General features: G+C 72.7%; 23 protein-coding genes. 17 read left to right on the forward strand and 6 right to left on the reverse strand.

The features are described 5' to 3' along the window. The first annotated feature begins 17 nt into the window (after positions 1-17). From IOD14_RS14690 to IOD14_RS14715, 6 genes are read left to right on the forward strand one after another with little or no spacing between them, the layout of a single operon-like run. Positions 18-296: a phosphopantetheine-binding protein gene (locus IOD14_RS14690; RefSeq protein WP_123994015.1), complete on the forward strand. Its 279-nt coding sequence runs from the start codon at positions 18-20 to the stop codon at positions 294-296. Further along, positions 293-541: a hypothetical protein gene (locus tag IOD14_RS14695; RefSeq protein ID WP_123994014.1), complete on the forward strand. Its 249-nt coding sequence runs from the start codon at positions 293-295 to the stop codon at positions 539-541. The genes IOD14_RS14690 and IOD14_RS14695 overlap by 4 nt, the downstream gene beginning before the upstream one ends. Beyond that, complete coding sequence (locus IOD14_RS14700; protein WP_212670443.1) at positions 531-1724, forward strand: beta-ketoacyl-[acyl-carrier-protein] synthase family protein; 1194 nt, start codon at positions 531-533, stop codon at positions 1722-1724. Before IOD14_RS14695 ends, IOD14_RS14700 begins: the two co-directional genes overlap by 11 nt. Further along, positions 1721-2581, forward strand: a complete 861-nt coding sequence (locus IOD14_RS14705) for a beta-ketoacyl synthase chain length factor (RefSeq protein WP_249125914.1) — start codon at positions 1721-1723, stop codon at positions 2579-2581. Before IOD14_RS14700 ends, IOD14_RS14705 begins: the two co-directional genes overlap by 4 nt. Before the next feature lie 30 nt (positions 2582-2611). Continuing rightward, on the forward strand, positions 2612-3862 hold the full coding sequence (locus IOD14_RS14710) for an NAD(P)/FAD-dependent oxidoreductase (RefSeq protein ID WP_123994012.1): 1251 nt from the start codon (positions 2612-2614) through the stop codon (positions 3860-3862). Positions 3863-3885: 23 nt separating this feature from the next. Next, positions 3886-5037, forward strand: a complete 1152-nt coding sequence (locus tag IOD14_RS14715) for an LLM class flavin-dependent oxidoreductase (protein WP_123994011.1) — start codon at positions 3886-3888, stop codon at positions 5035-5037. 77 nt (positions 5038-5114) lie between these two features. On the opposite strand, the gene fabG is transcribed toward IOD14_RS14715, so the two are convergent. From fabG to IOD14_RS14730, 3 genes are read right to left on the reverse strand one after another with little or no spacing between them, the layout of a single operon-like run. After that, positions 5115-5819 (reverse strand): 3-oxoacyl-ACP reductase FabG, encoded by a 705-nt coding sequence (gene fabG, locus IOD14_RS14720; protein ID WP_123994010.1) that lies wholly within the window; start codon positions 5817-5819, stop codon positions 5115-5117. Between the two features lie 37 nt (positions 5820-5856). Continuing rightward, entirely contained in the window at positions 5857-6408 is a 552-nt protein-coding gene (locus IOD14_RS14725; protein ID WP_123994009.1) for a flavin reductase family protein, read from the reverse strand. A gap of 19 nt (positions 6409-6427) precedes the next feature. After that, positions 6428-6820: a PaaI family thioesterase gene (locus IOD14_RS14730; protein ID WP_123994875.1), complete on the reverse strand. Its 393-nt coding sequence runs from the start codon at positions 6818-6820 to the stop codon at positions 6428-6430. A 316-nt stretch (positions 6821-7136) separates the two neighbouring features. Between IOD14_RS14730 and IOD14_RS14735 the strand changes: the two genes are divergently transcribed. The 8 genes from IOD14_RS14735 to IOD14_RS14770 are packed head-to-tail and all read left to right on the forward strand — an operon-like array spanning position 7137 to position 17511. Beyond that, a complete protein-coding gene (locus IOD14_RS14735; protein WP_212670444.1) occupies positions 7137-8009 on the forward strand; it encodes an arylamine N-acetyltransferase in 873 nt (290 codons plus the stop codon). Positions 8010-8041: 32 nt separating this feature from the next. Continuing rightward, positions 8042-9094 carry a ketoacyl-ACP synthase III gene (locus tag IOD14_RS14740; RefSeq protein ID WP_212670445.1) on the forward strand — a complete coding sequence of 351 codons (1053 nt, stop codon included), beginning with the start codon at positions 8042-8044 and terminating at the stop codon, positions 9092-9094. A 5-nt stretch (positions 9095-9099) separates the two neighbouring features. Next, the gene (locus IOD14_RS14745) at positions 9100-10191 is read left to right on the forward strand and encodes a beta-ketoacyl-ACP synthase III (RefSeq protein ID WP_212673272.1); all 1092 of its coding nucleotides are present in this window, start codon (positions 9100-9102) and stop codon (positions 10189-10191) included. Then, positions 10188-10442 (forward strand): acyl carrier protein, encoded by a 255-nt coding sequence (locus tag IOD14_RS14750; protein ID WP_212670446.1) that lies wholly within the window; start codon positions 10188-10190, stop codon positions 10440-10442. The genes IOD14_RS14745 and IOD14_RS14750 overlap by 4 nt, the downstream gene beginning before the upstream one ends. A gap of 42 nt (positions 10443-10484) precedes the next feature. Further along, positions 10485-13436, forward strand: coding sequence for a 3-phosphoshikimate 1-carboxyvinyltransferase (gene aroA, locus IOD14_RS14755; RefSeq protein ID WP_212670447.1), 2952 nt, complete (start codon positions 10485-10487; stop codon positions 13434-13436). Next, positions 13433-14620, forward strand: coding sequence for an acyl-CoA dehydrogenase family protein (locus tag IOD14_RS14760; RefSeq protein WP_212670448.1), 1188 nt, complete (start codon positions 13433-13435; stop codon positions 14618-14620). The genes aroA and IOD14_RS14760 overlap by 4 nt, the downstream gene beginning before the upstream one ends. Beyond that, positions 14617-15450, forward strand: coding sequence for an SDR family oxidoreductase (locus IOD14_RS14765; RefSeq protein ID WP_123994003.1), 834 nt, complete (start codon positions 14617-14619; stop codon positions 15448-15450). Before IOD14_RS14760 ends, IOD14_RS14765 begins: the two co-directional genes overlap by 4 nt. Continuing rightward, complete coding sequence (locus tag IOD14_RS14770; RefSeq protein ID WP_212670449.1) at positions 15451-17511, forward strand: FAD-dependent oxidoreductase; 2061 nt, start codon at positions 15451-15453, stop codon at positions 17509-17511. On the opposite strand, the gene IOD14_RS14775 is transcribed toward IOD14_RS14770, so the two are convergent. The 3 genes from IOD14_RS14775 to IOD14_RS14785 all read right to left on the reverse strand — a co-directional run bounded on the left by IOD14_RS14775 (position 17426) and on the right by IOD14_RS14785 (position 19939). Beyond that, positions 17426-18010: a TetR/AcrR family transcriptional regulator gene (locus tag IOD14_RS14775; protein ID WP_123994001.1), complete on the reverse strand. Its 585-nt coding sequence runs from the start codon at positions 18008-18010 to the stop codon at positions 17426-17428. The two genes, IOD14_RS14770 and IOD14_RS14775, sit on opposite strands and share 86 nt — an antisense overlap. A 681-nt stretch (positions 18011-18691) precedes the next feature. Beyond that, entirely contained in the window at positions 18692-19288 is a 597-nt protein-coding gene (locus tag IOD14_RS14780) for a response regulator transcription factor (protein WP_123994000.1), read from the reverse strand. A gap of 132 nt (positions 19289-19420) precedes the next feature. After that, on the reverse strand, positions 19421-19939 hold the full coding sequence (locus tag IOD14_RS14785) for a 4'-phosphopantetheinyl transferase superfamily protein (RefSeq protein WP_212670450.1): 519 nt from the start codon (positions 19937-19939) through the stop codon (positions 19421-19423). A gap of 589 nt (positions 19940-20528) precedes the next feature. Here IOD14_RS14785 and tdh point away from each other — a divergent pair. The 3 genes from tdh to IOD14_RS14800 are packed head-to-tail and all read left to right on the forward strand — an operon-like array spanning position 20529 to position 23695. Further along, on the forward strand, positions 20529-21557 hold the full coding sequence (tdh, locus tag IOD14_RS14790) for an L-threonine 3-dehydrogenase (protein WP_123993998.1): 1029 nt from the start codon (positions 20529-20531) through the stop codon (positions 21555-21557). Between the two features lie 14 nt (positions 21558-21571). Continuing rightward, the gene (locus IOD14_RS14795) at positions 21572-22765 is read left to right on the forward strand and encodes a glycine C-acetyltransferase (RefSeq protein ID WP_123993997.1); all 1194 of its coding nucleotides are present in this window, start codon (positions 21572-21574) and stop codon (positions 22763-22765) included. 27 nt (positions 22766-22792) lie between these two features. Then, positions 22793-23695, forward strand: coding sequence for a LysR family transcriptional regulator (locus IOD14_RS14800; protein ID WP_212670451.1), 903 nt, complete (start codon positions 22793-22795; stop codon positions 23693-23695). The last annotated feature ends 21 nt before the right edge of the window (positions 23696-23716 follow it).

The following is a 23716-nucleotide window of genomic DNA, read 5'->3' on the forward strand; positions in this document are numbered from 1 at the left end:
TGCCGAAGGAACCAGTCATGCATGAGGAAACCCGCGCGTTCGTCCTGACCGTGGTGCGCGACGTGATCAACCTGCCCCTCCCGGACCGTGTCGACGACAGCACCCCCCTCGGCGACGCCGGCCTCGGCCTGGAATCCCTTGCCACCATCGAGCTGATGCTCCAGCTGGAGGGCGAGTACGACATCGAGCTGCCGGAGTCGGAGATCGATCCCGCGGTCGTCTCCACGCTCGGCGAACTCGTCGCGGTGGTGGTCGAGCGCCGTTCCCGCGTGGCCGCCGGCGGGGCGGCTCAGTGATCTCCGTCCACGACGTCGTACGGATGCTCGGGGAGTGCGGCTTCCTCGCCGAGGACGCCGACCCCGACGAGGAGTTCGTACTCGACTCCATGACCCTGGTCTGGCTGGTGCACCTGCTGCAGGAGGAACACGGCATCACCGTCGGCCCTGACGACGAGGAGGACCTCGCCTCCTGCACCTCGGCGGCCGAACTGCACCGCCTGCTCACCCGCACCACGGCCAAGGAGGTCGTCCATGACGCATGAGGTGGCGATCACCGGGTTCGGCGTGTTCACCGCGTTCGGGTTCGGTGCCCAGGCCCTGCGCGACGGCGTGTTCGCCGGACGGCCCGGATTCTCGCCGGTCACCCGCTTCGACCCGGCCCCCTACCGGGCCGCGTACGCCGGGACCTACGAGGGCGACGGGCCGTCCGTCCCGGACGTGCCGGTCAAGCCCGGATACACCCCGGCCCAGGCCGACGTACTGGACGCGTGCGCCGCGGAGGCGCTGCGGATGGCGGACACCGACGCCGCCGGCGCGCCGGTCCTGCTCGGCACCAACGGCGACTACGCGGCGGCCCGTTCCTTCTGGGAGGACAGCGCGGCCGGACACCGGCCCGCCGACCGGCGCATGCTGGACAGCCTGCCCGCCCGCCTCGCCCAACGGCTCGGCGAGCGCCACGGCCTGGGCGGCACCAGGCTTGCGTTCGTCAACGCCTGCGTCGCCTCCACCAACGCGATCGCGCACGGCGCGGCACTCGTCGCGAGCGGCGCCGCGCACACCGTGGTCTGCGGCGGCGCCTACCTCGTCACCGAGGACGTGTTCGCCAAGTTCGACTCCGGCAAGGCCCTCAGCCGCCGCGACCGCGTCCGTCCCTTCGCCGCCGACCGGGACGGCCTCCTGCAGGGCGACGGCGTGGCCGTACTCGTCCTGGAGGACGCCGCCCGCGCCCGCGCCCGAGGCGCCGAGGTGCAGGCCCGGGTCGCCGGATGGGGCATGGCGGCCGACGCCCACCACGTCATCCAGCCGCACCCGCAGGGCCTCGGCCTCGCCGCGGCGGCCGGGGCCGCGCTGCGCCGCGCCGGGATACCGCCCGAGAGCCTGGGATACGTCAACGCGCACGGCACCGGCACCCCCCTCAACGACGTCGCCGAGACGGCCGCCCTGCACTGCATCCTCGGACCGCACACCGGCTCCGTACCGGTCAGCTCCACCAAGAGCAGCACCGGCCACATGCTGGAGGCCACCGGAGCCGTCGAGGCCGTGATCACTCTGCTCGCCCTGCGCGACGGCGTACTGCCGCCCACCGCGGGCCTGACCGAGCCGGACCCGGCCTGCGACCTCGATCACATTCCGTCCGTGGCCCGCCCGTCCGACGCCCGCTACGCGCTCTCCCTCAACGCCGCGTTCGGCGGGGTCAACGCCGCCCTCGTGCTGGAGCGCCCATGACACCCGCCACCCCTCACCCGGCCCCGCTGACGAAGGGCGTCCGTATGCCGACCGCGCTCACCCGGCCGCGTGCCATCGCGGGCGCCGCCTGCCGCACCCCGTGGGGGGAGGCGGCGGCCGGGCTGCCCGGCGCCGCCGACACCGAACTGCCCAAGGTGGTCGGCTTCGTCGTCTCCCGCTTCAGCCCCCTCGTCCACGACGTGGTCACCGCCTGCCTCGGCGCCCCCGGCACCCCCGACGACCTGGTCGGCGACCTCGGCTCGCGTACCGCGATCGTCCTGGCCACCCTCTACGGCGACACCACCACCACGGACACCGCCACCCAGCGCCTGGTCGCCGGCCAGGTGCACAGCCCGCTGCTGTTCTTCCAGTCCGTCACCACCTCGATCCTCGGCCACCTCACCAAGCGGTACGGCATCACCGGGCAGCTCACCTGCCTCTCGGCGGGCGGCGACCTGGCCGCCGACGCCCTGCGCACCGCCGACCTGCTGCTCGACCAGGACGACGTGGAACAGGTCCTGGTGATCGGCGTGGAGACCGAGCCGGGGGAGCGGGCCACCTGGGTGCACGAGCGGATCGCCGCCGAGGACGGCCTGGACGCGCTGCCCGCCGGTGACGCGGCGGTCGCCCTGCTGCTGCGCCGCACCACGCCGGGACTGCCCGAACTCAGGTCCGTGCCCGCCGAGCCGGGTCCCACGGCCACCGACACCGTGCCGTGGAGCGCGCCCTTCGGCTGGCTGCGTGCCCTCGTCGAGACGGCGCAGGCCGCCGAACGGGTCAGCGGCGGCCGGGTGACCCGCGCGGTCGTCCACAGCAGTGGCCCCGACCGCTTCCAGGTCGGCCCCACCACCTCCTGACCGACCCGAGAACCACAGGAAGGTTGCGCATTGAACACGCACGCATCGAACGGCCCCGCCCCCGCCGTCGGGGACGACACCGCCCCCGACTGCGTCGTCGTCGGAGCCGGACCGGCCGGACTGCTGGCGGCGTTGCTGCTCGGCCGCCGGGGCCGGCGCGTCGTCGTCGTGGAGCGTCGCCCCGACCCCGCCGGCGCTGCACCGGCCGCCGGCGGGGCCGTCATCGTGCAGCCGGTCACCCTCGGCCTGCTCGAACAGGCGGGACTGCTCACCGCCGCCGCCGAGGGAGCCGGCCGGATGCTCGGCGCCGAGGCCTACTTCGGCGGCGCCCTCGCGGGCAGCTACCGCTACGACGAACTCCCCGGCAGCCCCCTCCCGTACGCGCTGTCGATACGGCCGGGCGCCCTGCTGGCCGGCATGCTCGCCGCGCTGGACGCCCTGCCGAACGTGACGCTGGTGTGGGGCGCCGAGGTCGAGTCGCTCGGCGGCACCCCCGGCGGCACCCGCACCCTGACCGTACGTACGCCCGACGGCACCCGCGAGTACCGGCCCGGGTACCTCCTGGCGGCCGACGGCCGCGACTCCGCCACCCGCGCGCTCGCCGGGATCCCCGCGGAGGTCACCGCGTCCGGCGGCGGCTACCTCGACGCGGGCGTGCCCATCCCGCCCGGCTGGGACGAGCTGACCCGGGCGCACTTCGGCGCGCACGGCTACCTGCTGGAGACCCGCCGCGGCGAGGACGGCCTGGTCATCGTGTGGATCACCGACGCGGCAGCCGCCGCCGCGGTCCTCGACGGGCCGGTGGAGGGCCTGGTGAAGGTGTGGTCCGACGTGGTGCCCCGGCTGGCCGACTGGTTCGCACGGCACATCACCGACTGGGACCAGGTGCGCCGCGTCCAGCACCACTCGGTACGGGCACGGACGTGGAGCGCGGGCAACGTCGTCCTGCTCGGCGACAGCGCACACGGGATGCACGCCTTCGCGGGGCAGGGCATGAACACCTCCCTCCAGGACGCCGTGTGCCTCACGGACGCCATTGACCAGGCGCTGACCGGCCAGGACACAGGCGGCTTCGAGGCGTTCGAACGGATCCGCCGCCCCTACATAGAGGCCCTCCAGAACCTCCAGGCCACCAACACCCCCGCTCGCGCCGACCAGGCGGCTCCGGAGCGGGAACGGGCGCCCGAGTTCGAGGTCCTCGCCCTGGGCCAGCCCGAGATCAGGCCGCTGCTCGCGCGGGCCGCCGCACACCAGGCGCGGTACGCCGCCGCGAACCACTGACACACCACAGAAGGAGTCCGCAGATGGACCGGATCGGCTTCGGCGCGTTCCTCTCACCGCTGCACCCGCTCGGCGAGGACCCGACCCTCAGCATGTGGCGGGACATGGAACTGGTCGAATGGCTCGACCAGCTCGGCTACGACGAGTTCTGGGTGGGCGAGCACCACTCGGCCGGCTGGGGCACGATCGCCTCGCCCGAGCTGTTCATCGCCGCCGCCGCCGAGCGCACCCGCCACATCAGGCTCGGCACCGGCGTCACCAGCCTGCCGTACCACCACCCGTTCATGGTGGCCTCGCGGGCCGTGCAGCTCGACCACATGACGCGGGGCCGCTTCCAGCTCGGCGTCGGCGCCGGCTCGCTCCCCTCCGACATGCACATCCTCGGCATCGACCCGGCGCAGACCCGCCCGCGTACCGCCGAGGCCCTGGAGGTGATCCTGCACTTGCTGCGCAGCGAGGAGCCGCTGACCCGGAGCACCGACTGGTTCGAACTGCGCGACGCGCGCCTCCAGTTGCGCCCCTACTCGGCGGGCGGCATCCCCCTGGCGGTCTCCAGCGCCTCCTCGCCGAGCGGGATGCGGCTGGCGGGACGGCACGGCCTCGGCGCGCTCTCCCTCGGCACCCCCCGCCCCGGCACCTCGCCCAGCGACCTGCGCGCGCAATGGGAGCACGCCGAGGAGGCCGCCGCCGAGCACGGCCGCACCGCCGACCGTGCCGACTGGCGCGTCACCCTGCCCGTGCACATCGCGGAGACCCGGGAGGACGCCTACCGCGACGTGGTGGAGGGCTGGCTGCGCTACCGCAACGAGTACTGGGCCCAGACGCTCGGACTGCCGATCGCGCTCTCGCGCGCCGACGCCCGCAAGGCGCTGGAGACTGCCGTCGACAACCACGGTGCGATCATCGGTTCCGTGGACGACGCCATCGAGGCCGTCGCCCGCGTCCAGGAGGCCACCGGCGGCTTCGGCCGGCTCCTGGTCACGGTCCAGGACTGGGCGCCCCGCGACCGTATGAAGCACAGTTTCGAACTGCTCGCCCGGTTCGTCGCGCCCCGCTTCAACGGCTCGTTGCGCGGCCTCGAGGCCTCCCAGGAGTGGACCTCGCGGCAGACCCGGGCATGGGCCGAGCGGCACGGCGCCACCCTGCTCGGCCGTCCGGCGCCCGCCACCAAGTAGCGCCGGGACACGGACCACGAAGCCGGGCGGCGGCCCCCTGGGAGGGGCCGCCGCCCGGCTTCGCGCGGTGCGCGCGCTCAGTGGCCCATGCCGAGACCGCCGTCCACCGGCAGGACCGCCCCGGTGACGTACGCGGCCTGGGGCGATGCCAGCCAGAAGACCGCCTCGGCGACCTCCTCGGCGGACGCGCTGCGGCCCAGCGGTACCTCGCTGAGGATCTGCTCGCGCCGCCGTTGCCCGAGGCCCTCGGTCATCTCGGTGTCCACCAGACCCGGCGCGACCACGTTCACGGTGATCGACCGCGGCCCGAACTCGCGGGCCAGCGACCTGGCGAGGCCCACCATGCCCGCCTTGCTCGACGCGTAGTTGGCCTGCCCGGCCGAGCCGCGCAGCCCGGCCACCGACGACAGGAACACCATCCGCCCGCCCCGCCTGCGCACCATGTCGGCGGACGCCTGGCGAGCCACCCGGAAGGCACCCCCGAGGTTGGTCTCCAGCACCTGGGAGAACTGCTCGTCACTCATCCGCATCAGCAGCCCGTCGTCGGTGATGCCGGCGTTCGCCACCAGCACCTCCACCGGCCCGTGCGCCGTCTCCGCCTGCGCGAACGCCTCGGCGACCTGCTCGGCGTCCGTGACATCGCACTTGACGCCGAGCAGGCCCTCCGGGGCGCCCGAGCCGCGGTGGGTGACGGCCACCGAGTCGCCGTTGGCGGCGAACCGCCGGGCCACCGCGAGCCCGATGCCGCGGTTGCCGCCTGTCACCAGTACCGAACGTCCCACAGTGGTGTGCTCCTTCTCGAGTCGGTTCACGGATCGGTCAGGTCCTGGCCTGCGCGGGCCGGGGGCCCAGGACGGTGTAACCGCCCTGGTGGTGGACGAGCGGACGCCGGACCGGGTCGGCCGCGTGCACCGCCCCGACCCGGCCGAGGAACAGCACGTGGTCGCCGCCCGGGTAGACGTGCTCGGTACGGCACTCCAGGGAGAACACCGCACCGGCCAGCAGCGCGTGCCCGCCGTCGCCGATCCGGCCGCCCAGGCGCTCCTGCGCCCGGTCGCCGCGCGGCCGGTCCCGGCCGGCGAACACCGCGGAGAGCTCCGCCTGGTCCTCGCCGAGTACGTTCACGGCGAAGCCGCCCGCCTCCTCGATCGCCCCGCGCAGTCTGCCCGTCGCGCCGACGCTCACCAGCACCAGCGGCGGGTCCAGCGAGATGGAGGTGACCGAACTCGCCGTCACCGCCTCGGTCGTGCCGCCGCTGCCCGCGGTGACGACCGTGACGCCGGTCGGCAGCAGGCCCATCGTGCGGCGGAAGAGCGCGGCGTCCACGGAGGCGGCACGGCCGCCCGGCCGCCGCGCAACGTGCATCGACATGCGTTCGCCTCTCTCGGGTTCAGCGCTTGTAGACCAGGCAGGTCAGCCTGGCCGTGCAGGTCAGCCGCCCCTGGTCGTCGGTGATGGAGACCTGGTACGACGCCACCCGGTCGCCCCGCTGGAGCGGGGTGCACACACCGGTCACCAGGCCGCTGCGGGCGGCGCGGTGGTGCGTGCAGGACAGTTCGAGCCCGGCCACCGTGCCCCGCGGCGCGACGTGGAGGCCGGCCGCGACCGATCCGAGGGTCTCGACGAGCACCGCGTTGGCGCCGCCGTGCAGCCAGCCGAACGGCTGCTGGTTGCCGTCCACGGGCATCGTGCCGACCAGCCGGTCCGGGTCCCAGGACACGATCTCGATGCCCATCCGCGTCGCGAGCTGCCGGTCCGCGAGCGCGGGCGGCACCGACAACATGCTGCGGGGCACCGGCGGTTCGGCCGGCGCCGGGACGTCGGCCTTCACGGCCCTGCTCTCCATAGGTCTCTTCTCCTGGGTCGCGGACCCGAGCACCGTCGGGCACCGGGCTTCATTCCGTACTGTCGCGCGCCCGGGCAGGCCGGCCAAGACCTGATCCAGGTACCCGAATCTCATCCGCCGGGGACGTCATCGGGGTGCACCATCGAGCAGGGCAGTCGGGTCTTATAAGCGCGAATCCGCTCTTCCAGAATTCATCCCGGCAGCGTTTCAGCGAGCCGCCCGACTGACGCATCCCGAGCCATCGGAGAACTCCTTGGAATTCGCGCCCCATTCCCCCTCGCCCGCGGATTCCGACCGTCTCCCCTGGCCGGAATACCTGGACCGGATCGGCTACACCGGGCCGGTGGAGCCGACCGCGGACTGCCTGCGCGCCCTGCTCACCGCCCACCTCGGCGCCGTCCCCTACGAGATGCTCGAATCCCTCGAGGGGATCCGGCCCTCGCTGGAGTACGGCGACATCTTCGAGAAGCTGGTCCGCCGCCGGCGCGGCGGCACCTGCCTGGAGGCCACCCCGCTGTTCGGCGCGTTCCTGCGGTCCGCCGGGTTCGACGTGCGGCTGGTGGCCGCGCAGATGTGGCGGGTCAGCGGCGAGTGGTGGCCGCACTGGGACCACCTGGTGCTGCTGGTCACCGTCGAAGGCACCACGTACCTCGTGGACGTCGGCTTCCTCATGCTCTCCCCGCCGCAGCCGCTGGACATCTCCGGCACCCTTGCGGAACAGGGCGGGTGGACGTTCCGCGTGGTGGCCGAGGACGACGGCCCGACCCTGCTGCGGGCCGACGCCCACGGGGTGTGGACGCCGGTGTACCGCTTCGCCTCGCAGCCGCTGGACATCCCGGACTACGCGTGGATCGTCGACTTCCACCTGACGGCCGAGGATTCCCCGCTGACCGGCAGCCTGCTGTGCTCGCGCACTCTGCCCGACGGCAAGGTCGCCGTCCTCGGCGACAACGTCGTACGGGCCCGCGGCGGCACCCAGACCATCGACTACCTCGCCGACGCCGACGAAGCGGCACAGGCGCTCGGGGAAGTCCTCGCGGGCCACCCCGAACTCGTCGCCGAGGCAGTCGGGGCCTGGCGCAAAGCCAGGGCGAACCGGCGCGAAAAGGCACGCCGAATCATCTGAACCCGCTCACCGAAACGAACAGGAATCGTCGCATGGGCATATTCGGAAAACCGCTTGAGCGGTCCTGGGGAGTGGGGATCCGGGCGGTCGGCGGATATCTCCCCGAGAAGTCGGTCAGCAATACCGACCTGGAGGAGATCCTCCTCACCCGGGACGACTGGATCAGGGCGAACATCGGTGTCGAGACCCGCCGGATGGCCGCCGACGACGAGCGCACCTCCGACCTCGGGGCCGCCGCCCTCAAGGACGCCTGCGCCCGCGCGGGCATCGACCCCGCCGAGGTCGACCTCGTCATCTGCGGCACCTACACCCCCGACAACATGGCACCGCCCGCCGCGATGCTGGTGATCGACAAGGCGGGCGCGCACGGCGCCACCGGGTTCGACATCAACAGCGGTGCCTGCCCCGGCGGGGTGTTCGCCCTGGACGTCGGTGCCAAGTACCTCGCCTCCGGCGAGTACCGGCGTGTCGCCGTGGTCCTCGCCGACGTCAACACCCGGACCATGGACTGGAAGGACCCCGGCCCGGCCGTCATCTTCGGCGACGGAGCCGCCTGCTACCTGCTGGAGCGCTGCCGCCCCGAACGGGGCCTCGGCCCCACCCTGCTGCACAGCGACCCGACCCGCTACCAGTCGGTCTGGGTGGCCCGCGAGAAGCGCGCCCTGCGCGACGGCACTCCGCTGACCAGCGGCTTCGGCGACAACTTCGCCCAGCTGTCGGGCCGCGACGTGCACGACTTCGCGGTCGGTGAAGTCCCCGTTCTCATCAAGGAGTTGCTCGCCCGGGCCGACCGCAGGGCCGACGCCATCGACCTGTTCGCGCTGCACCAGGCGAACCTCTACATCGTCCGCGGCATCATGGCCGCCCTCGGCGTCCCCGAGGACCGCACCGTCACCAACATCGAGAAGTACGGCAACACCTCGGGAGCCAGCGTGCCCCTGGTGCTGCGCGAGGCCCAGGACCTCGGCAGGCTCGCACCGGGCGACGAGGTCGTGCTCGCCGCGTTCGGCTCCGGCCTGAGCGTCGGGGTCGCGCTGCTGCGCTGGTGCGGCGCCGAGGACTTCGAGACGGTGGCGACCTCGTGAACACCCTGCCCCCGCCCACCCGTTCCGCCTTCCGCGGCGCCCCGACCGGCCTGCTCGGACTCGGCACCTACCTGCCCTCGCGCAAGATCACCAACGAGGAGATCGCCGAGCGGATCGACAGCTCCGACGAGTGGATCCGCAGCCGCTCCGGCATCCGCGTCCGCTACTGGGCCGAACCGTCCGAGACGGTCGAGTACATGGCCGCCACCGCAGCCGAACGGGCCCTGGAACACGCCGGGATCGACGCCCGCGAGGTCGGATGCGTGATCGTGTCGACCGTCTCCCACCTGCACCAGTTCCCCTCCCTCGCGGCCGGGGTCGCCCACCGCATCGGGGCTGGCGCACCCGGGGCCTTCGACATCTCCGCCGGCTGCGCGGGCTTCTGCTACGGGCTGTCCCTCGCGTCCGACATGATCACCGCGGGCAGCGCCCGCCACGTCCTGGTCATCGCCGTCGAACGGCTCTCCGAACTCCTCGACCCCACCGACCGCCACACCGCGTTCCTGTTCGGCGACGGGGCGGGCGCCGCCGTCGTCGGACCGAGCGACGAGCCCGGCGTGGGGCCCGTGGTGTGGGGTTCCGACGGCTCCCAGAAGGACACCATCCGGCAGACGCACTCCTGGGCCGCGCTGCGCGAGACACCTGGACCGGGCCGGCCGTACATCACCATGGACGGTCGCGAGGTCTTCCGGTGGGCCGCCTACCAACTCGGCCCGATCGCCGAAGAGGCCCTGGCACGGGCCGGGGTGAGCGCCGCCGACCTCGACGCCTTCGTCCCGCACCAGGCCAACGCCCGGATCACCGATGAACTGGTCAAGGGCCTCGGCCTGCCCGCCGAAGTCGCCGTGGCCCGCAGCGTCGAGATCCACGGCAACACCTCCGCGGTGTCCGTCCCGCTCGCCATCGAGGAACTGCTCGCCGGCGGCGACGCCACGCCAGGCGGCCTCGCGCTGCTGCTGTCCTTCGGCACCGGCCTCGTCTGGGCCGGCCAGGTCGTACGGCTGCCCCCGGCACCCTCCGGGCCGCCCCGGCCGGCCGCCACCGCACCCACCACCGACACCACCCCCACCGCACCCACGAAGGAGACCCGATCATGACCGCAGTGCAGAGCGACACCCTCCAGACCCTCAAGGAGATCCTCGACGAGGTCGCCGGAGTACCGGCCGAGGACGTCACACCCGACAGCTCCTTCACCGAGGACCTCGCCCTGGACTCGCTGACCGTCGTGTCGCTGTTCGTCCTGGTCCAGCGCCGCTTCGGCACCGAGGTACCCAACGAGGTCTTCGACCAGCTCACCACCGTCGGCAAGGCGGTCGCCTACCTCGAACGCGGAGAGATCCCGGCCTGACGGCCGCCACCCGCCCGACTCGACGAGCCGGAAAGGCAGTTCATGCATCTCATGGCCAGGCCGACCAGAAAGCCGCTGCGCGGCGAGCTGCTGGTCCCTCCGTCCAAGTACCACGTGCACCGCGCGCTGATCCTCGCCTCCCTCGCCGAGGGCACCAGCCGGATCCAGGGCGTCTCCGACGCCCGCCATGTGCGGTACACCGTCCGCCTGCTGCGCGACCTCGGCACCCGTATCACCGTCGAGGGCGACACCTACGTCGTGACCGGCGGCCGCTACCGGCCGAGCGGCCCCTCCGTCTCGGCCGGCAGCTCCGGTACGACGCTGTACTTCATGCTCGGCCTCGCCTCACTGGCCGACGCCCCCGTCACCGTGACCGGCCAGAAGTACTTCCGGCGCCGGCCGGTCGGGCCGCTGCTCGACGCGCTGCGGGACCTGGGCGTGCACCTGGAGTCCGCCGACGGCTGCCCGCCCGTTCACCTGACCCCTGGCCGTCCCACCGGCGGCCGGGTGGTCATCCCCGGCACCCTGTCGCAGTGGATATCGGGGCTGCTGCTGCTCGCCCCGTTCGCCTCCGGACCCACCGTGGTCGAGGTCGAGGGCGAACTCAACGAACGCCCGTACGTGGAGCTCACGGTGGCGATGATGCGCCGCTTCGGACTGCGGGTGGGCGTCGCCGACGACTGGCGGCGCTTCGAGATCGAGCCCGGCCAGTCGGCCCGCCCCACCGACCTGGTCCTGCCGCCCGATGTCGGCTCGGCCGCGTTCGGCATCGCCGCCGCCGCCCTGCACCCCTCCGACGTCCTGCTGCGCGGGATCACCCGGCTCGACGGCGACCCCGGCGACCACCCGGAGATCGGCTTTCTGGACGTCGTACGGCGCATGGGTGTGCCGATGGCCCTCGACGAGGCGGCGGGCGGGGTCCGCATCCGCCATGACGGCACCCGCCTGCGCGGCACCACCGTCGACTGCCGGCAGGTGCCCGACATGCTCCCGGTGCTGTCCACACTGGCCGCCCTCGCCGACGGCGAGACCGTCTTCGAGCACGTCGGGCATGTTCGGCTCAAGGAGTCCGACCGGGTCGCCGCCATGCTCCAGCTCAACGCGATGGGCGCCGACCTCGCCCTGGACGGCGACCGGCTGCGGGTGCGCGGCGTCGGCAGCCTCACGGGCGCCCGGCTGTCCTCGTACAACGACCACCGGATCCTGATGTCGCTGGCTCTGGCCGGTACCCGGGCGCACGGCGCCACCACCCTCACCTACCCGAAGGCGTACCAGATCTCCTACCCGGGGTTCCTGACCGACATGACCGGTCTCGGGCTGCGGCTGAGCGTCGAACAGGGCCGCGGGCCCGCCGCGAGCACCGCCCCCGCCGACCAGTTGCGCCACTGGGCCGCCCACCGCCCCGACGAGACCGCCCTGGTCGACGCCCGGGAGGACCACGACACCAGGCTGACCTGGGCCGAGCTGGACCGGCGCGTCGACCGCGCCGCCACCGCCCTGCTCGGCCTCGGGGTGCGACCGGGCGAGGCCGTGGCCTACCAGTTGCCCAACTGGGCGGAGTTCGTCGAGGTCTCCCTCGCCGTCCTGCGCATCGGCGCCGTCTGCTGCCCGCTCATGCCGATCCTGCGCCAGCGCGAGATGGCGTTCGCGCTGCGCCGCTCCGGCGCGAGCGTGCTGCTCGTCGCCGACCGCTTCCGCAACCGCGACCACCGCCGCGAGACCGAGGCCTGGTTCGCCGAGGAACCCGCGGGCCGCGCCCGGGTACGGCATGTCGCCGTCGTCAGCGGCGACCGCGAGCCGGTGGAACTGCCCGTCGGCACACCCGGTGTGACCTGGCACGACTGGGGCAGCCTCACGGCCGGCACCGAGATCGACCCGGCCGCGCTCGCCGCCCGCCGCCCTCGCCCCGACGCACTGTCCCAACTGCTGTTCACCTCCGGCACCACCGGCGAACCCAAGGGAGTCCTGCACCGCAACGACACCCTCGCGCACGCCGCCCGCCTCCAGGCCGAACGCATCGGCCTCGACGACCGTGACGTGGTCTTCATCCCCTCCCCGCTCGCCCACCAGACCGGCTTCCTCTACGGCATGTGGTCGGCGATCGCCCTCGGAGCGCCCCAGCTCCTCCAGGCGCACTGGGACCCGCGCACCGCTCTGCGCGTGATGGGCGCACACGGCGCCACGTTCATGCAGGCCGCGACGCCGTTCCTGGCCGACCTGGTCAAGGAGGTCGAGGCGGGCGGCGCCGCCCCCGAGACGCTCGGCGCGGTCGTGGTGACCGGTGCCGCCGTGCCGCGGACCCTGGCCGAGCGGGCCACCGCCGTCCTCGGCACCGCCGTGTGCGGCGCGTTCGGCACCACCGAGACCTGCCTCGGCTCGCTCTCCGCGCCCAGCGACCCGCCCGCGAAGGTGTGGGGCACCGACGGCCGCGCCCTGCCCGGTGTCGGACTGCGCGTCACCGACGACAGCGGACGGACTCTGCCCGCCGGCAGCGAGGGCCACTTCGAGGTCCGCTCGGACACCTCCTTCGTCGGCTACCTGGACCGCCCCGACCTGACGGCCGAGGCCTGGGCCGCCGACGGCTGGTACCGCACCGGCGACCTCGCCGTCATCGGCTCCGACGGCTACGTCCGCATCACCGGCCGGGTCAAGGACGTCATCAACCGCGGCGGCGAGAAGGTGCCCGTGGCCGAGATCGAGGAACTCCTGCACCAGCACCCCGCGATCGACGAGGTCGCCGTCGTCGGCACCCCCGACGAACGGCTCGGCGAACGCGCCTGCGCCTACGCGTCCCTCGCCGACGGCGCCGACCTCGACCTGGAGGCCATGCGCAAGTACCTCGACCAGCAACAGGTCTCCAAGCACTACTGGCCGGAGCGGCTCGAGATCGTCGCCCGGCTGCCCCGCAACCCCGCGGGCAAGGTCCAGAAGTTCGTCCTCCGGCAGTGGGCCGAGACCCGCCGCCCCGCCCCCCTCCAGGAGCAGCAGGCATGACCCTCACCACCGAGGCCGCGACCGCGGCGCCCGGCATCGACACCGCCGAGTTCGAACTGCTGCGCGCCGAGGTCGCCGCGTACGTGGCCGGCCCCGCCGAGGCCTGGGCCGAGCGGATCGAACACAGCGGGGAGGTCCCCGAGGAACTGTGGAGCGAACTGCGGGAGCGCGGCTACCTGTCACTGGCCGCCCCCCGCGAGTACGGCGGACGCGGACTGTCCTTCCCGCAGTGGATGGACCTGATGGAACTGTTCTCCCGCTCCCACGGCTCGCTGCGCATGGTCGTGCACGTCGTCAACGGCACCTGGCGGGCCATCGACCGCTTCGCCACCCCCGAGCAGCGCGAGCGATTCGTGCTGCCGTCGATCGCGGGCCGCATCAAGGCCGCGTTCACGCTCACCGAACCGGATGCCGGCTCCGGCGCCGACATCCGCGCCAGTGTCGTACGGGAGGGCGACACGTACTACCTGACCGGCGTCAAGCACCTCATCACCTTCGGGGTGCGGTGCGACTACTGGCTGCTGGCCGCGCGGCTCGCCGGCAGCAGCGGACACGAGGGCACCGTCGCCCTCATGGTCCCGCGCGACGCGCCCGGCGTACGGGTCGAGGACACCTCGCAGACCATGGGCGTGACCGGCACCGACCACGCACGGCTCACCTTCGACCGGACCCCCGTCCCGGTCGCGAACCGGCTCGGCGCCGAGGGCGACGGCCTCGCGGTCGCACTCGGCGGGTTCCTCACCCCGTCGCGGATCTCGGTGGCGATGAGCTGCGTGGGCCTGGCCTGCCGCGCCCAGGAACTGGCCCTCAGGTACGCCCGCGACCGGGTCACCTTCGGGCGCCCGCTGACCTCCCGTCAGGCCCTCCAGTTCATGCTGGCCGAGAACGAGGCCGACATCGAGGCGGCCAGGCAGCTCACCCTGCACGCGGCCCGTCGCTGGGAGGCGGGCGACGCCGATGCCGCGATGCTCTCCTCGATGGCCAAGCTGACGGCCGTCGACATGCTCGGCCGCGTCACCGACAAGGCCCTCCAGGTGCACGGCGGTTCCGGTTACTGGAAGACCAGCCCCATCGAGCGGGTCTACCGGGACGCCCGGGCCCAGCGCTTCGAGGAGGGCACCAACGAGATCCAGAAGACGATCGTCTTCCGCGAGCTGCTCAGCCGTACGGAGGCCGACCGATGACCACGTCCGACAGGCCGTTCCAGGACCGGGTGGCGCTGATCACGGGGGCGTCCCGCGGCATCGGGCGGGCCCTCGCGCTCACTCTCGGGCGCGGCGGCGCCACCGTGGTGGTGAACTACAAGAAGAACGCCGACCTCGCCGAGAAGACCGTCGCCGACCTGGAGGAGGCGGGCGGCCGCGGCTTCGCCGTACAGGCCGACGTGGAGACCGTGGAGGGCGTGACGGCGCTGTTCGCCGCCGTCCGCGAGGAGTACGGCAGGCTGGACCACTTCGTGTCCAACGCGGCGGCGGGCGCCTTCAAGAACATCCTCGACCTCAAGCCGCACCACCTGGACCGCACGTACGCAATGAACCTGCGCCCGTTCGTGCTCGGCGCCCAGCAGGCCGTCCGGCTCATGGACTCCGGCGGCCGGATCGTGGCCCTGTCCAGCTACGGCAGCATCCGCGCCTACCCGACCTACGCGGCGCTCGGCTCGATGAAGGCGGCCCTCGAATCCTGGGTCCGCTACATGGCCGTGGAGTTCGCCCCCTACGGCATCAACGTGAACGCCGTCAACGGCGGCCTCATCGACTCCGACTCCCTCGCGTACTTCTACGGCGTCCCCGGCATGGCCGACATGAGGACCGTCCTGGACCGGGTGCCCAAGGGACGGGCCGGCACGGTCCAGGAAGTCGCCGACAGCATCGCCTTCCTGCTGTCGCCCGGCGCCGAGTACATCACCGGCCAGAGCCTGGTGGTCGACGGCGGCCTCAGTGTCGCCGCGCCGCCGTTCTTCGCCGACACCTCGGCACCGCTCAGCCTCGGCGAGCGGCCCACCTGGGAGGCGTAGGTGCTGGAGCACGCCTTGCGGCCGGGCACCCTGGGCGACCTGCGGCTGGCCAACCGCATCGTCATGGGAGCCATGCACCTCAACCTCGAGACCCGCGACGACGGCGGTGCCGCGATGGCCGCCTTCTACGCGGAACGGGCCAGGGGCGGTGCCGGTCTCATCGTCACCGGGGGCTGCGCGGTCGGCCCGGAGGGGTCGGGCGGACGGCACTACGCCAGGATCGACGACCCCGCCCGGCACACCGCCCTCGCCGCCTGGGCGGCCGCCGTGCACCGCGAGGGCGGCCGCATCGCGCTCCAGCTCTTCCACGCGGGACGCTCCACCACCCGGCAGGCCACCGGACACACCCCGGTGGCACCGTCGGCGCTCGCCGGGGGACTGAGCCGCGAGGTCCCCCGGGCGCTCGACGAGGCGGGCGTCCACGAACTGGTCGGCCGCTTCCACGACGGCGCCCGGCGCGCCCGCGAACTGGGCTTCGACGCGGTCGAGGTGATGGCCTCCGAGGGCTATCTGCTCAACCAGTTCCTGTCCCCGCTGACCAACATCCGCGACGACGCCTGGGGCGGTGACCCCGAACGCCGTACCCGCTTCCCGCTGGCCGTGCTGGACGCCGTACGGGCCGCCGTCGGCCCCGGATTCCCGGTGCTGTTCAGGATCTCCGGCACGGACCTGATGCCCGGCTCCAGCACCCCCGGGGAGATCGACCGCTTCGCCGTCGAACTGGCCAGGGCCGGCGCCGACGCGCTGAACGTCGGCGTCGGCTGGCACGAATCCCGGGTCCCGACCGTGCAGAGCCTGGTCCCGCCGGGCGCCTGGACCGGCGAGGCGGCCCGGATCCGCCGCGCGGTACGGGCGGCGGGCCTGCGCACCCCGGTGATCGCGTCCAACCGGATCAACCGGATGGACCTCGCCGACCGCGTGCTGGCCTCCGGGCAGGCCGACTTCGTGTCCATGGCACGCCCGTTCCTCGCCGACCCGGAGATCGTGCGCAAGGCGGGCCGCCCCGGTGGCGCGCCGACCAACATCTGCATCGCCTGCAACGAGGCCTGCATCGACCGCTCGCTGGGCGACGAACCCGTCTCCTGCCTCGTCAACCCCCGGGCCGGACGGGAGCTGGAGTACCCGCGCCCCACCGGCCGGCAGCGGCCCCGGCAGCCCAGGATCGCCGTGGTCGGTGGTGGACCGGCCGGACTCGAGGCGGGCCGGACCCTGGCCGCACTCGGCCACCGGGTCGAGCTCTACGAGGCGGCCGACGAACTGGGCGGCCAATTCCGGCTGGCCCGTCACGTCCCCGGCAAGGAGGACTTCGGCGACACCGTCCGCTACTTCTCCGCCGAACTGCACAGACTCGGCGCGCGCGTCCACCTCAACCGGCCGCTGAACACCGCCGACACCGACCTTCTGCGCGGCTTCGACGGGGTGGTGTTGGCGACCGGTGTCGTCCCGCGCGCGGCCGGCCTGCCCGGCGAGCACCTGCCGCACGTCGTCGACTACCAGCACGCCCTGCGCCACCCCGGGCTCCTGGGACAGCGGGTGGTGGTGATCGGAGGCGGCGGCATCGCTGTGGACCTGGCGCACCTGTTCGCCCGGCGGGGACACGAGGTGTGTCTGCTGCGCCGCTCGGGACGCGTCGGCGAGGGCATGGGCCGCAGCACCCGGTGGGCCGTACTGGCCGAGCTGCGCGAGCGGGGCGTGCGCTGGCGGACCGGGGTGCGCTACCGGGCCGTACTGCCGCAGGGCGTGCTGCTGCGGGATGCCGAGGGCACCGAAAGGCTGGAGCCGGCCGACACCGTGGTGATCTCGGCCGGGCAGACGCCGGTGGACGCGCTGCGTCCGGTACTGGCCGCGGTGGGCGTCACCCACCGGGTCGCGGGCGGCGCTGCCGACGCCCGCCGGCTGAACGCGGTCCGGGCCGTGGAGGAGGGCATGCGGGCCGCGCACGCCCTGGCCCGCGAGGTGGCCGCCGACGCCGGCCTCAGGAGGGGCGCCGCAGTCCTTCCCACGCGGCAGCCGCCGCCTCCCGGTAGGACAGCCGGTCCGGCCTCGTCAGCCATTGGGTGATCAGGCCCACGAAGGCACCGGCCAGGTAGTGCGCGCGCAGGTCGTCCGGCAGTGCGCCGGACGGCCGGGCACCAGGGGTGCGCAGTTGGGCCATCACCTCCTGCGCGAGCAGGTCCCGCAGCCGGTTGACGAAGCGGGCCGTGCCGGACGGGCCCAGAAGCCGCCGGTACAGCGTGGCGTTGGAGTCGATGTGCTGGAACAGCTCCACCAGCTCGGGGGGCATCCGGTCCGGGGGATGGGCGAGCGGGCAGCTGGCGGCGGCGCGGGCGAGAGCGCTGATCTCGCTCTCCATGGCCGCGAGCAGCAGCTCGTCCCGGTCCTTGTAATGGAGGTACACGGTGGCCCGGTTCACTGTCGCCCGCTCAGCGATGTCGGCCATCGTGATGCTGTCGGCGTCGCGCTCCGAGGCGAGTTCCAGCGCGGCCGTGCGAAGCAGCGCGCGCGTCCTGAGCACCCGGGGGTCGACGCGGCCGGTCGAGGTCTCTGCGTTGGATTCCACCACCCTGCCACCCTACCCGTGGACGACACTCAATGGATAAGCGACGCCTGTTGTATAGTCGAGCCGTTTCGCAGTCCACCCACTGGAGGCCGAGCATGTGGACCGAGGCCCGGACCGATCAGGCCCGCCCCTGATGCGACCTCAGCAGGCACCGCCCCACCGGTGCCCCCGACCTGTGGCCGGCCCGCGGCCGGGAGCGGTCGGCGGGAGCCGCGGGCTCCGGCTCCGCCCGGCGGCCGCGCTGCGGGTGCACACCTTCGAGGGCCACCGCCGGGACAACCTGGACCCGCGGCACGGCGGAGCCGGACCGCGGGACGCCGTGAAGTCCCGGAGCCTGAACCTCGGTGCCCCGGACGTCCTCGCCACCACCGGGCGCGGGACAGTCCTGGCCGGGGTCCGCCACGTGCCGGACGGCGGGCGGGGCGACACGCGGCTCCACGCCGAACCCGGCGGAACCACCTCGGCCTCCGCGTCCGCAGGGGGGCCGCAGGCTCTGGCCGGCGCGCCGGATCCTGAAGATCCTGAAGCCGTCCTCGACAGCCCGGACGCGCGCGCGAGGCAGCTCCCGCGCCGGACGGTCGAGGCCGGCCGCGTCGGCGCCGTCGCCCGGACGGGCGTACAAGCGGCCCACGGGCGGCGCGTGGGTGTCCCGCCGCCCGTGTCACCCGGGCCGCCCGCGGCTCAGACCGCCAACAGGCCGTCCTCCATGGCGCGGACGACAGCCAGGGTGCGGTTGGGACAGTTCAGCTTGGCCAGCACATTGCCCACCAACCGCTTCACGCCGTGCTCGGAGATCTGGAGCTGGCGGGACACCTGCTTGTTGCTCAGGCCCTCCGCGACCAGCCGCAGCACTTGGAGCTCACGTGGCGTCAGAGTCGCACCGGCCGGACCCCAGGGCTGCACCCCGCCCAGCGAGTTGGGGCCGGCCCGCCCCAGCAACCGCCGGGCCAGTGAGCTCGACACGTGGAACTTGCCCGCGGTGACGTCGGCCACCGCGTCGGCCAGGATCCGCGGTTCGAGGCCCGTCCAGTCCACGAATCCCTGCGCACCGATGTGCGCCAGCCATGACGCGTCGAGCCCGTCCGGGCCGTCGATGAGCAGGAGCACCTTCATGCCCTGGTTGCACAGTGCGCGGATGGCGTCGCGGGCCTCGTCGGTCTCGAGGTCGTCGGCCGCCGCGAGCACGAGGTCGAACTGCTGTCCGTCCCAGGTTCTGATCTCGTCCAGGCCGAAGCTGACGCTGTGGACCGAGCTGATTCCGTTCAGCGAACGGATCATGCCCTCGATGCCATAGCGATGAATCGTGTTCTCGATAATCAGGGAAACGCGCAACCCAGCGGCGCTCGACTGAGTTCCCACTGTGAGAAATCTCCTTCAATAAGGCAGGAAAAGAAGAGGAAGAAGGACCGGCTACTCGGCAGGGAATGCCACAGCGGCGAAATGATCCGGCCCGCTGGGCAGGTTATGCACGGTCCAGGTGTTCGCTGGACAGCCGCCGACCGAGTGGCGAACCAGCGCGCGCGAGCGCTCCGGATGTACATCGAGGCGCCCCATTGCGGCCTCGATGCCGATACCGCTCGCCTTGGTCACGGCTTCTTTTCGCGTCCAGCAGCGGATGAATTCGGCCGGGAGCCGTTCGGCGGGGACCTCTGCCATATAGGATCGCTCGCCGCCCGTCAGAACGGCTTCGGCCAGCCGCGCCAGCCGCTCGGCGTTGAACGGTCGCACCCTCTCGATATCGGCACCCACCCGTACCCCGTCGGCGACCGCGCACAGCCAGTACGGTCCTGACCTGGACAGACTCAGCTCCAACGAGGTCCGTGGCGACTGAATGAAAGGGCGGCCGTGGCTTGTCCGGCCGCAGCCTGGGCAACGGTGACGATCGAAGCGGATATCACCCGCGCCGCAGCCGAGCAGATCCGAGAGCATGCGCCGCACCGCCGCGTGCGCGGCTGCGTAATGGGCTCCACGGACCCGGTCTCGGAAAGCCGAGAACCTGGCTCTTTCTTCCGGACCGAGCAGTGCGAGATCGCGTGAGTGCAGGGTGTCGGACGCCCGGCCGGACCGGAGAACGATTCTTGTGTCGAGTACCGTTCTGGCCGTCATGGTCGGTGCCGCCCCGAAGGGTAATCCACGCAGGACCGCATACCTGTGTTCTGCATCGCCATTTGCTCCCCCGTCGAACGATAGCGCAGATGGAATGATCTTACGAATGTGCTGAGGAGGTTGCAAGGATGAAGAATCCGCCAGACCTCCACCACCTTTGGACAGGTTCTCGGCCGCCCTGGCGTTCGTTTGGTGCCCCGTGATAGTACGGACCTGGCGCAAGGGTATTTCTTTCGTAAATTCGCAACCCGGATGTTTATCGATGGCCATGACCGTCCCGGCAGCCCCGAGGCCGGTGCGCGGGTGTGAAGCGGAACTGTGGCACCGCTTAAGAAATCCTCGATGGACCAGGACGGTGCCGTACGGCAGATTGCTGGACGTTTCCACCCCTCGTACCCACAGGAGCCGTAGCGTGAAGGCGCTGGTCAAGGAGAAGGCGGAGCCCGGGCTGTGGCTCGTGGACGTCCCGGAGCCCGCCGTCGGACCCGGCGACGTACTGATCAAGGTGCTGCGCACCGGGATCTGCGGCACCGATCTGCACATCCGGTCCTGGGACGGCTGGGCGCAGCAGGCCATCCGGACCCCGCTCGTGCTGGGGCACGAGTTCGTCGGCGAGGTCGTGGACACCGGGCGCGATGTCACGGAGATCAAGCCCGGCGACCGGGTGAGCGGCGAAGGGCACCTCGTCTGCGGCAAGTGCCGCAACTGCCTCGCCGGGCGACGGCACCTGTGCCGGGCCACGGTCGGACTCGGGGTCGGCCGGGACGGGGCCTTCGCGGAGTACGTCGTGCTGCCGGCGGCCAACGTGTGGGTGCACCGAGTCCCCGTGGAACTCGACGTGGCCGCGATCTTCGACCCGTTCGGCAACGCCGTGCACACCGCGCTCTCCTTCCCGCTGGTCGGCGAGGACGTGCTGATCACCGGTGCGGGGCCGATCGGGCTGATGGCGGCGGCGGTCGCCCGGCACGCGGGGGCCCGCAACGTCGTCGTCACCGACGTCAGCGAGGAGCGCCTGGAGCTGGCCCGCAAGATCGGAGTGAGCCTCGCGCTGAACGTCTCGGACGCCGGGATCGCCGACGGGCAGCGGGAGTTGGGGCTGCGCGAGGGCTTCGACATCGGCCTGGAGATGTCCGGGCGGCCGGAGGCCCTGCGCGACATGATCGCCAACATGACGCACGGCGGCCGGATCGCGATGCTGGGACTGCCGGCCGCGGAGTTCGCCGTCGACTGGGCCCGGATCGTCACCTCCATGATCACCATCAAGGGCATCTACGGCCGTGAGATGTTCGAGACCTGGTACGCGATGTCGGTCCTCCTGGAGGGCGGCCTCGACCTCGCCCCCGTGATCACCGGCCGGTACGGGTACCGCGACTTCGAGGCGGCGTTCGCCGACGCGGCGAGCGGCCGCGGCGGCAAGGTCATCCTCGACTGGACCAACTGACTTAGGGACTGACGATGTTCGACTCCGTGCGCGACGACCTGCGCGCCACCCTCGACGAGATCCGCGCCGCCGGACTGCACAAGCCCGAGCGCGTGATCGACACCCCGCAGTCGGCGACCGTGAACGTCTCCGCGGGCGGCCGCCCCGGCGAGGTCCTCAACTTCTGCGCCAACAACTACCTCGGTCTCGCCGACCACCCCGAGGTGATCGCCGCCGCCCACGCCGCCCTGGACCGCTGGGGCTACGGCATGGCCTCCGTGCGCTTCATCTGCGGCACCCAGGAGGTCCACAAGGAGCTGGAGGCGCGGCTGTCCGCCTTCCTCGGGCAGGAGGACACGATCCTGTACTCCTCCTGCTTCGACGCCAACGGCGGTGTCTTCGAGACCCTGCTCGGCCCCGAGGACGCGGTGATCTCCGACGCCCTCAACCACGCGTCCATCATCGACGGCATCCGGCTCTCGAAGGCCCGCCGCTTCCGCTACGCCAACCGTGATCTGGCCGACCTGGAACGGCAGTTGAAGGAGGCCGCGGGCGCCCGCCGCAAGCTGATCGTCACCGACGGGGTCTTCTCCATGGACGGCTACGTGGCGCCCCTGAAGGAGATCTGCGACCTCGCCGACCGCCACGACGCCATGGTCATGGTCGACGACTCCCACGCGGTCGGATTCGTCGGCCCCGGCGGCCGCGGCACCCCCGAACTGCACGGCGTCATGGACCGCGTCGACATCATCACGGGCACCCTCGGCAAGGCGCTCGGCGGTGCCTCCGGGGGTTACGTCGCCGCCCGCGCCGAGATCGTCGCGCTCCTGCGTCAGCGCTCACGGCCGTACCTCTTCTCCAACACGCTCGCCCCGGTGATCGCCGCGGCCTCCCTGAAGGTCATCGACCTGCTGGAGTCGGCGGACGACCTGCGGGTGCGGCTGCGCGAGAACACCGCGCTGTTCCGGCGCCGCATGACGGAGGAGGGCTTCGACGTCCTGCCCGGCGATCACGCCATCGCGCCGGTGATGATCGGGGACGCGGCGCAGGCCGGGCGTCTTGCGGAGCTGCTCCTCGAGCGGGGCGTGTACGTGATCGGCTTCTCGTACCCGGTGGTCCCGCAGGGGCAGGCGCGCATCAGGGTGCAGCTCTCGGCGGCCCATTCCACCGAGGACGTGAACCGGGCGGTCGACGCGTTCGTCGCGGCCAGGGCCGAGATGGCCGGTTAGCCCCGACGGCTTGCGATAATCGATCCCATGATCGAAGCGCGGCGGCTCCACATCCTCCGTGCGGTGGCCGACCACCGTACGGTCACGGCGGCTGCCGCCGCGCTGTATCTCACGCCCTCGGCGGTCTCGCAGCAGCTCACGGCCCTGGAGCAGGAGACCGGACATCGTCTGGTGGAGCGCGGCGCCAAGGGCGTACGGCTGACCCCGGCGGGCGAGATCCTGCTCAGCCACGCCCACGCGGTCCTCGCCCAGCTGGAGCGGGCCGAGGCGGAGCTGGCCGCCTACAGCTCGGGCGCGGCGGGGACGGTCACGGTCGCCTCCTTCGCGACCGGGATCGCCCTGGTCGTGGCGCCCGCGGTGGCCCGCCTCGCCGCGACGGCCCCCGGCATCCACCTGCGCGTCCTGGACGCCGAGGGCGACGCCAGCCTGCCGATGGTCCTTGACCGGCAGGTCGACGTGGCGGTCGCCGTGGAGTACCGCGGGGCCCCGCCCGCCGACGACCCGCGCCTGGCACACGTGCCGCTCTACGCCGAGCCCTTCGACGCGGTCGTGCCGGTGAGCCACCGGCTGGCCGACGCGGGCGAGGTGCCTCTTGCGGAGCTCGCCAAGGACCCGTGGATCGGCCCCTACCCGGGCAACCCCTGCCACGACGTCGTGGTCCTCGCCTGCGAGAGCGCCGGATTCCAGCCACGCCTGGAGCACTCCTCGGACGACTTCCGCGCGGTGGTCGCGCTGGCGTCGGCGGACGCCGGGGTGGCGTTGGTGCCGCGGTCGGCACTGATCGGGATGGGCCTCGCCGGAGTGGTCGTACGGCCCGTCGACGGGGTGGCCCCGACCCGCCGGGTCTTCGCGGCCGTACGCCGGGGGGCCGAGGAGCATCCCCTGATCCGCCCCGTCCTGGACGCGCTCGAGGCCGTCGCCGAGGGGTAGGGAACCGGCCACCGGCCGAAC

Source organism: Streptomyces sp. A2-16, from assembly GCF_018128905.1.
GTDB lineage: Bacteria > Actinomycetota > Actinomycetes > Streptomycetales > Streptomycetaceae > Streptomyces.

Bases quoted from the DNA above. Each gene is read 5' to 3' on its own strand.
- IOD14_RS14690 (WP_123994015.1), top strand. From the start codon at position 18: ATGCATGAGGAAACCCGCGCGTTCGTCCTGACCGTGGTGCGCGACGTG.
- IOD14_RS14700 (WP_212670443.1), top strand. From the start codon at position 531: ATGACGCATGAGGTGGCGATCACCGGGTTCGGCGTGTTCACCGCGTTC.
- IOD14_RS14705 (WP_249125914.1), top strand. From the start codon at position 1,721: ATGACACCCGCCACCCCTCACCCGGCCCCGCTGACGAAGGGCGTCCGT.
- IOD14_RS14715 (WP_123994011.1), top strand. From the start codon at position 3,886: ATGGACCGGATCGGCTTCGGCGCGTTCCTCTCACCGCTGCACCCGCTC.
- IOD14_RS14725 (WP_123994009.1), bottom strand. From the start codon at position 6,408: ATGTCGATGCACGTTGCGCGGCGGCCGGGCGGCCGTGCCGCCTCCGTG.
- IOD14_RS14730 (WP_123994875.1), bottom strand. From the start codon at position 6,820: ATGTTGTCGGTGCCGCCCGCGCTCGCGGACCGGCAGCTCGCGACGCGG.
- IOD14_RS14740 (WP_212670445.1), top strand. From the start codon at position 8,042: ATGGGCATATTCGGAAAACCGCTTGAGCGGTCCTGGGGAGTGGGGATC.
- IOD14_RS14750 (WP_212670446.1), top strand. From the start codon at position 10,188: ATGACCGCAGTGCAGAGCGACACCCTCCAGACCCTCAAGGAGATCCTC.
- aroA (WP_212670447.1), top strand. From the start codon at position 10,485: ATGCATCTCATGGCCAGGCCGACCAGAAAGCCGCTGCGCGGCGAGCTG.
- IOD14_RS14760 (WP_212670448.1), top strand. From the start codon at position 13,433: ATGACCCTCACCACCGAGGCCGCGACCGCGGCGCCCGGCATCGACACC.
- IOD14_RS14765 (WP_123994003.1), top strand. From the start codon at position 14,617: ATGACCACGTCCGACAGGCCGTTCCAGGACCGGGTGGCGCTGATCACG.
- IOD14_RS14780 (WP_123994000.1), bottom strand. From the start codon at position 19,288: ATGATCCGTTCGCTGAACGGAATCAGCTCGGTCCACAGCGTCAGCTTC.
- IOD14_RS14785 (WP_212670450.1), bottom strand. From the start codon at position 19,939: ATGCTCTCGGATCTGCTCGGCTGCGGCGCGGGTGATATCCGCTTCGAT.
- IOD14_RS14795 (WP_123993997.1), top strand. From the start codon at position 21,572: ATGTTCGACTCCGTGCGCGACGACCTGCGCGCCACCCTCGACGAGATC.
- IOD14_RS14800 (WP_212670451.1), top strand. From the start codon at position 22,793: ATGATCGAAGCGCGGCGGCTCCACATCCTCCGTGCGGTGGCCGACCAC.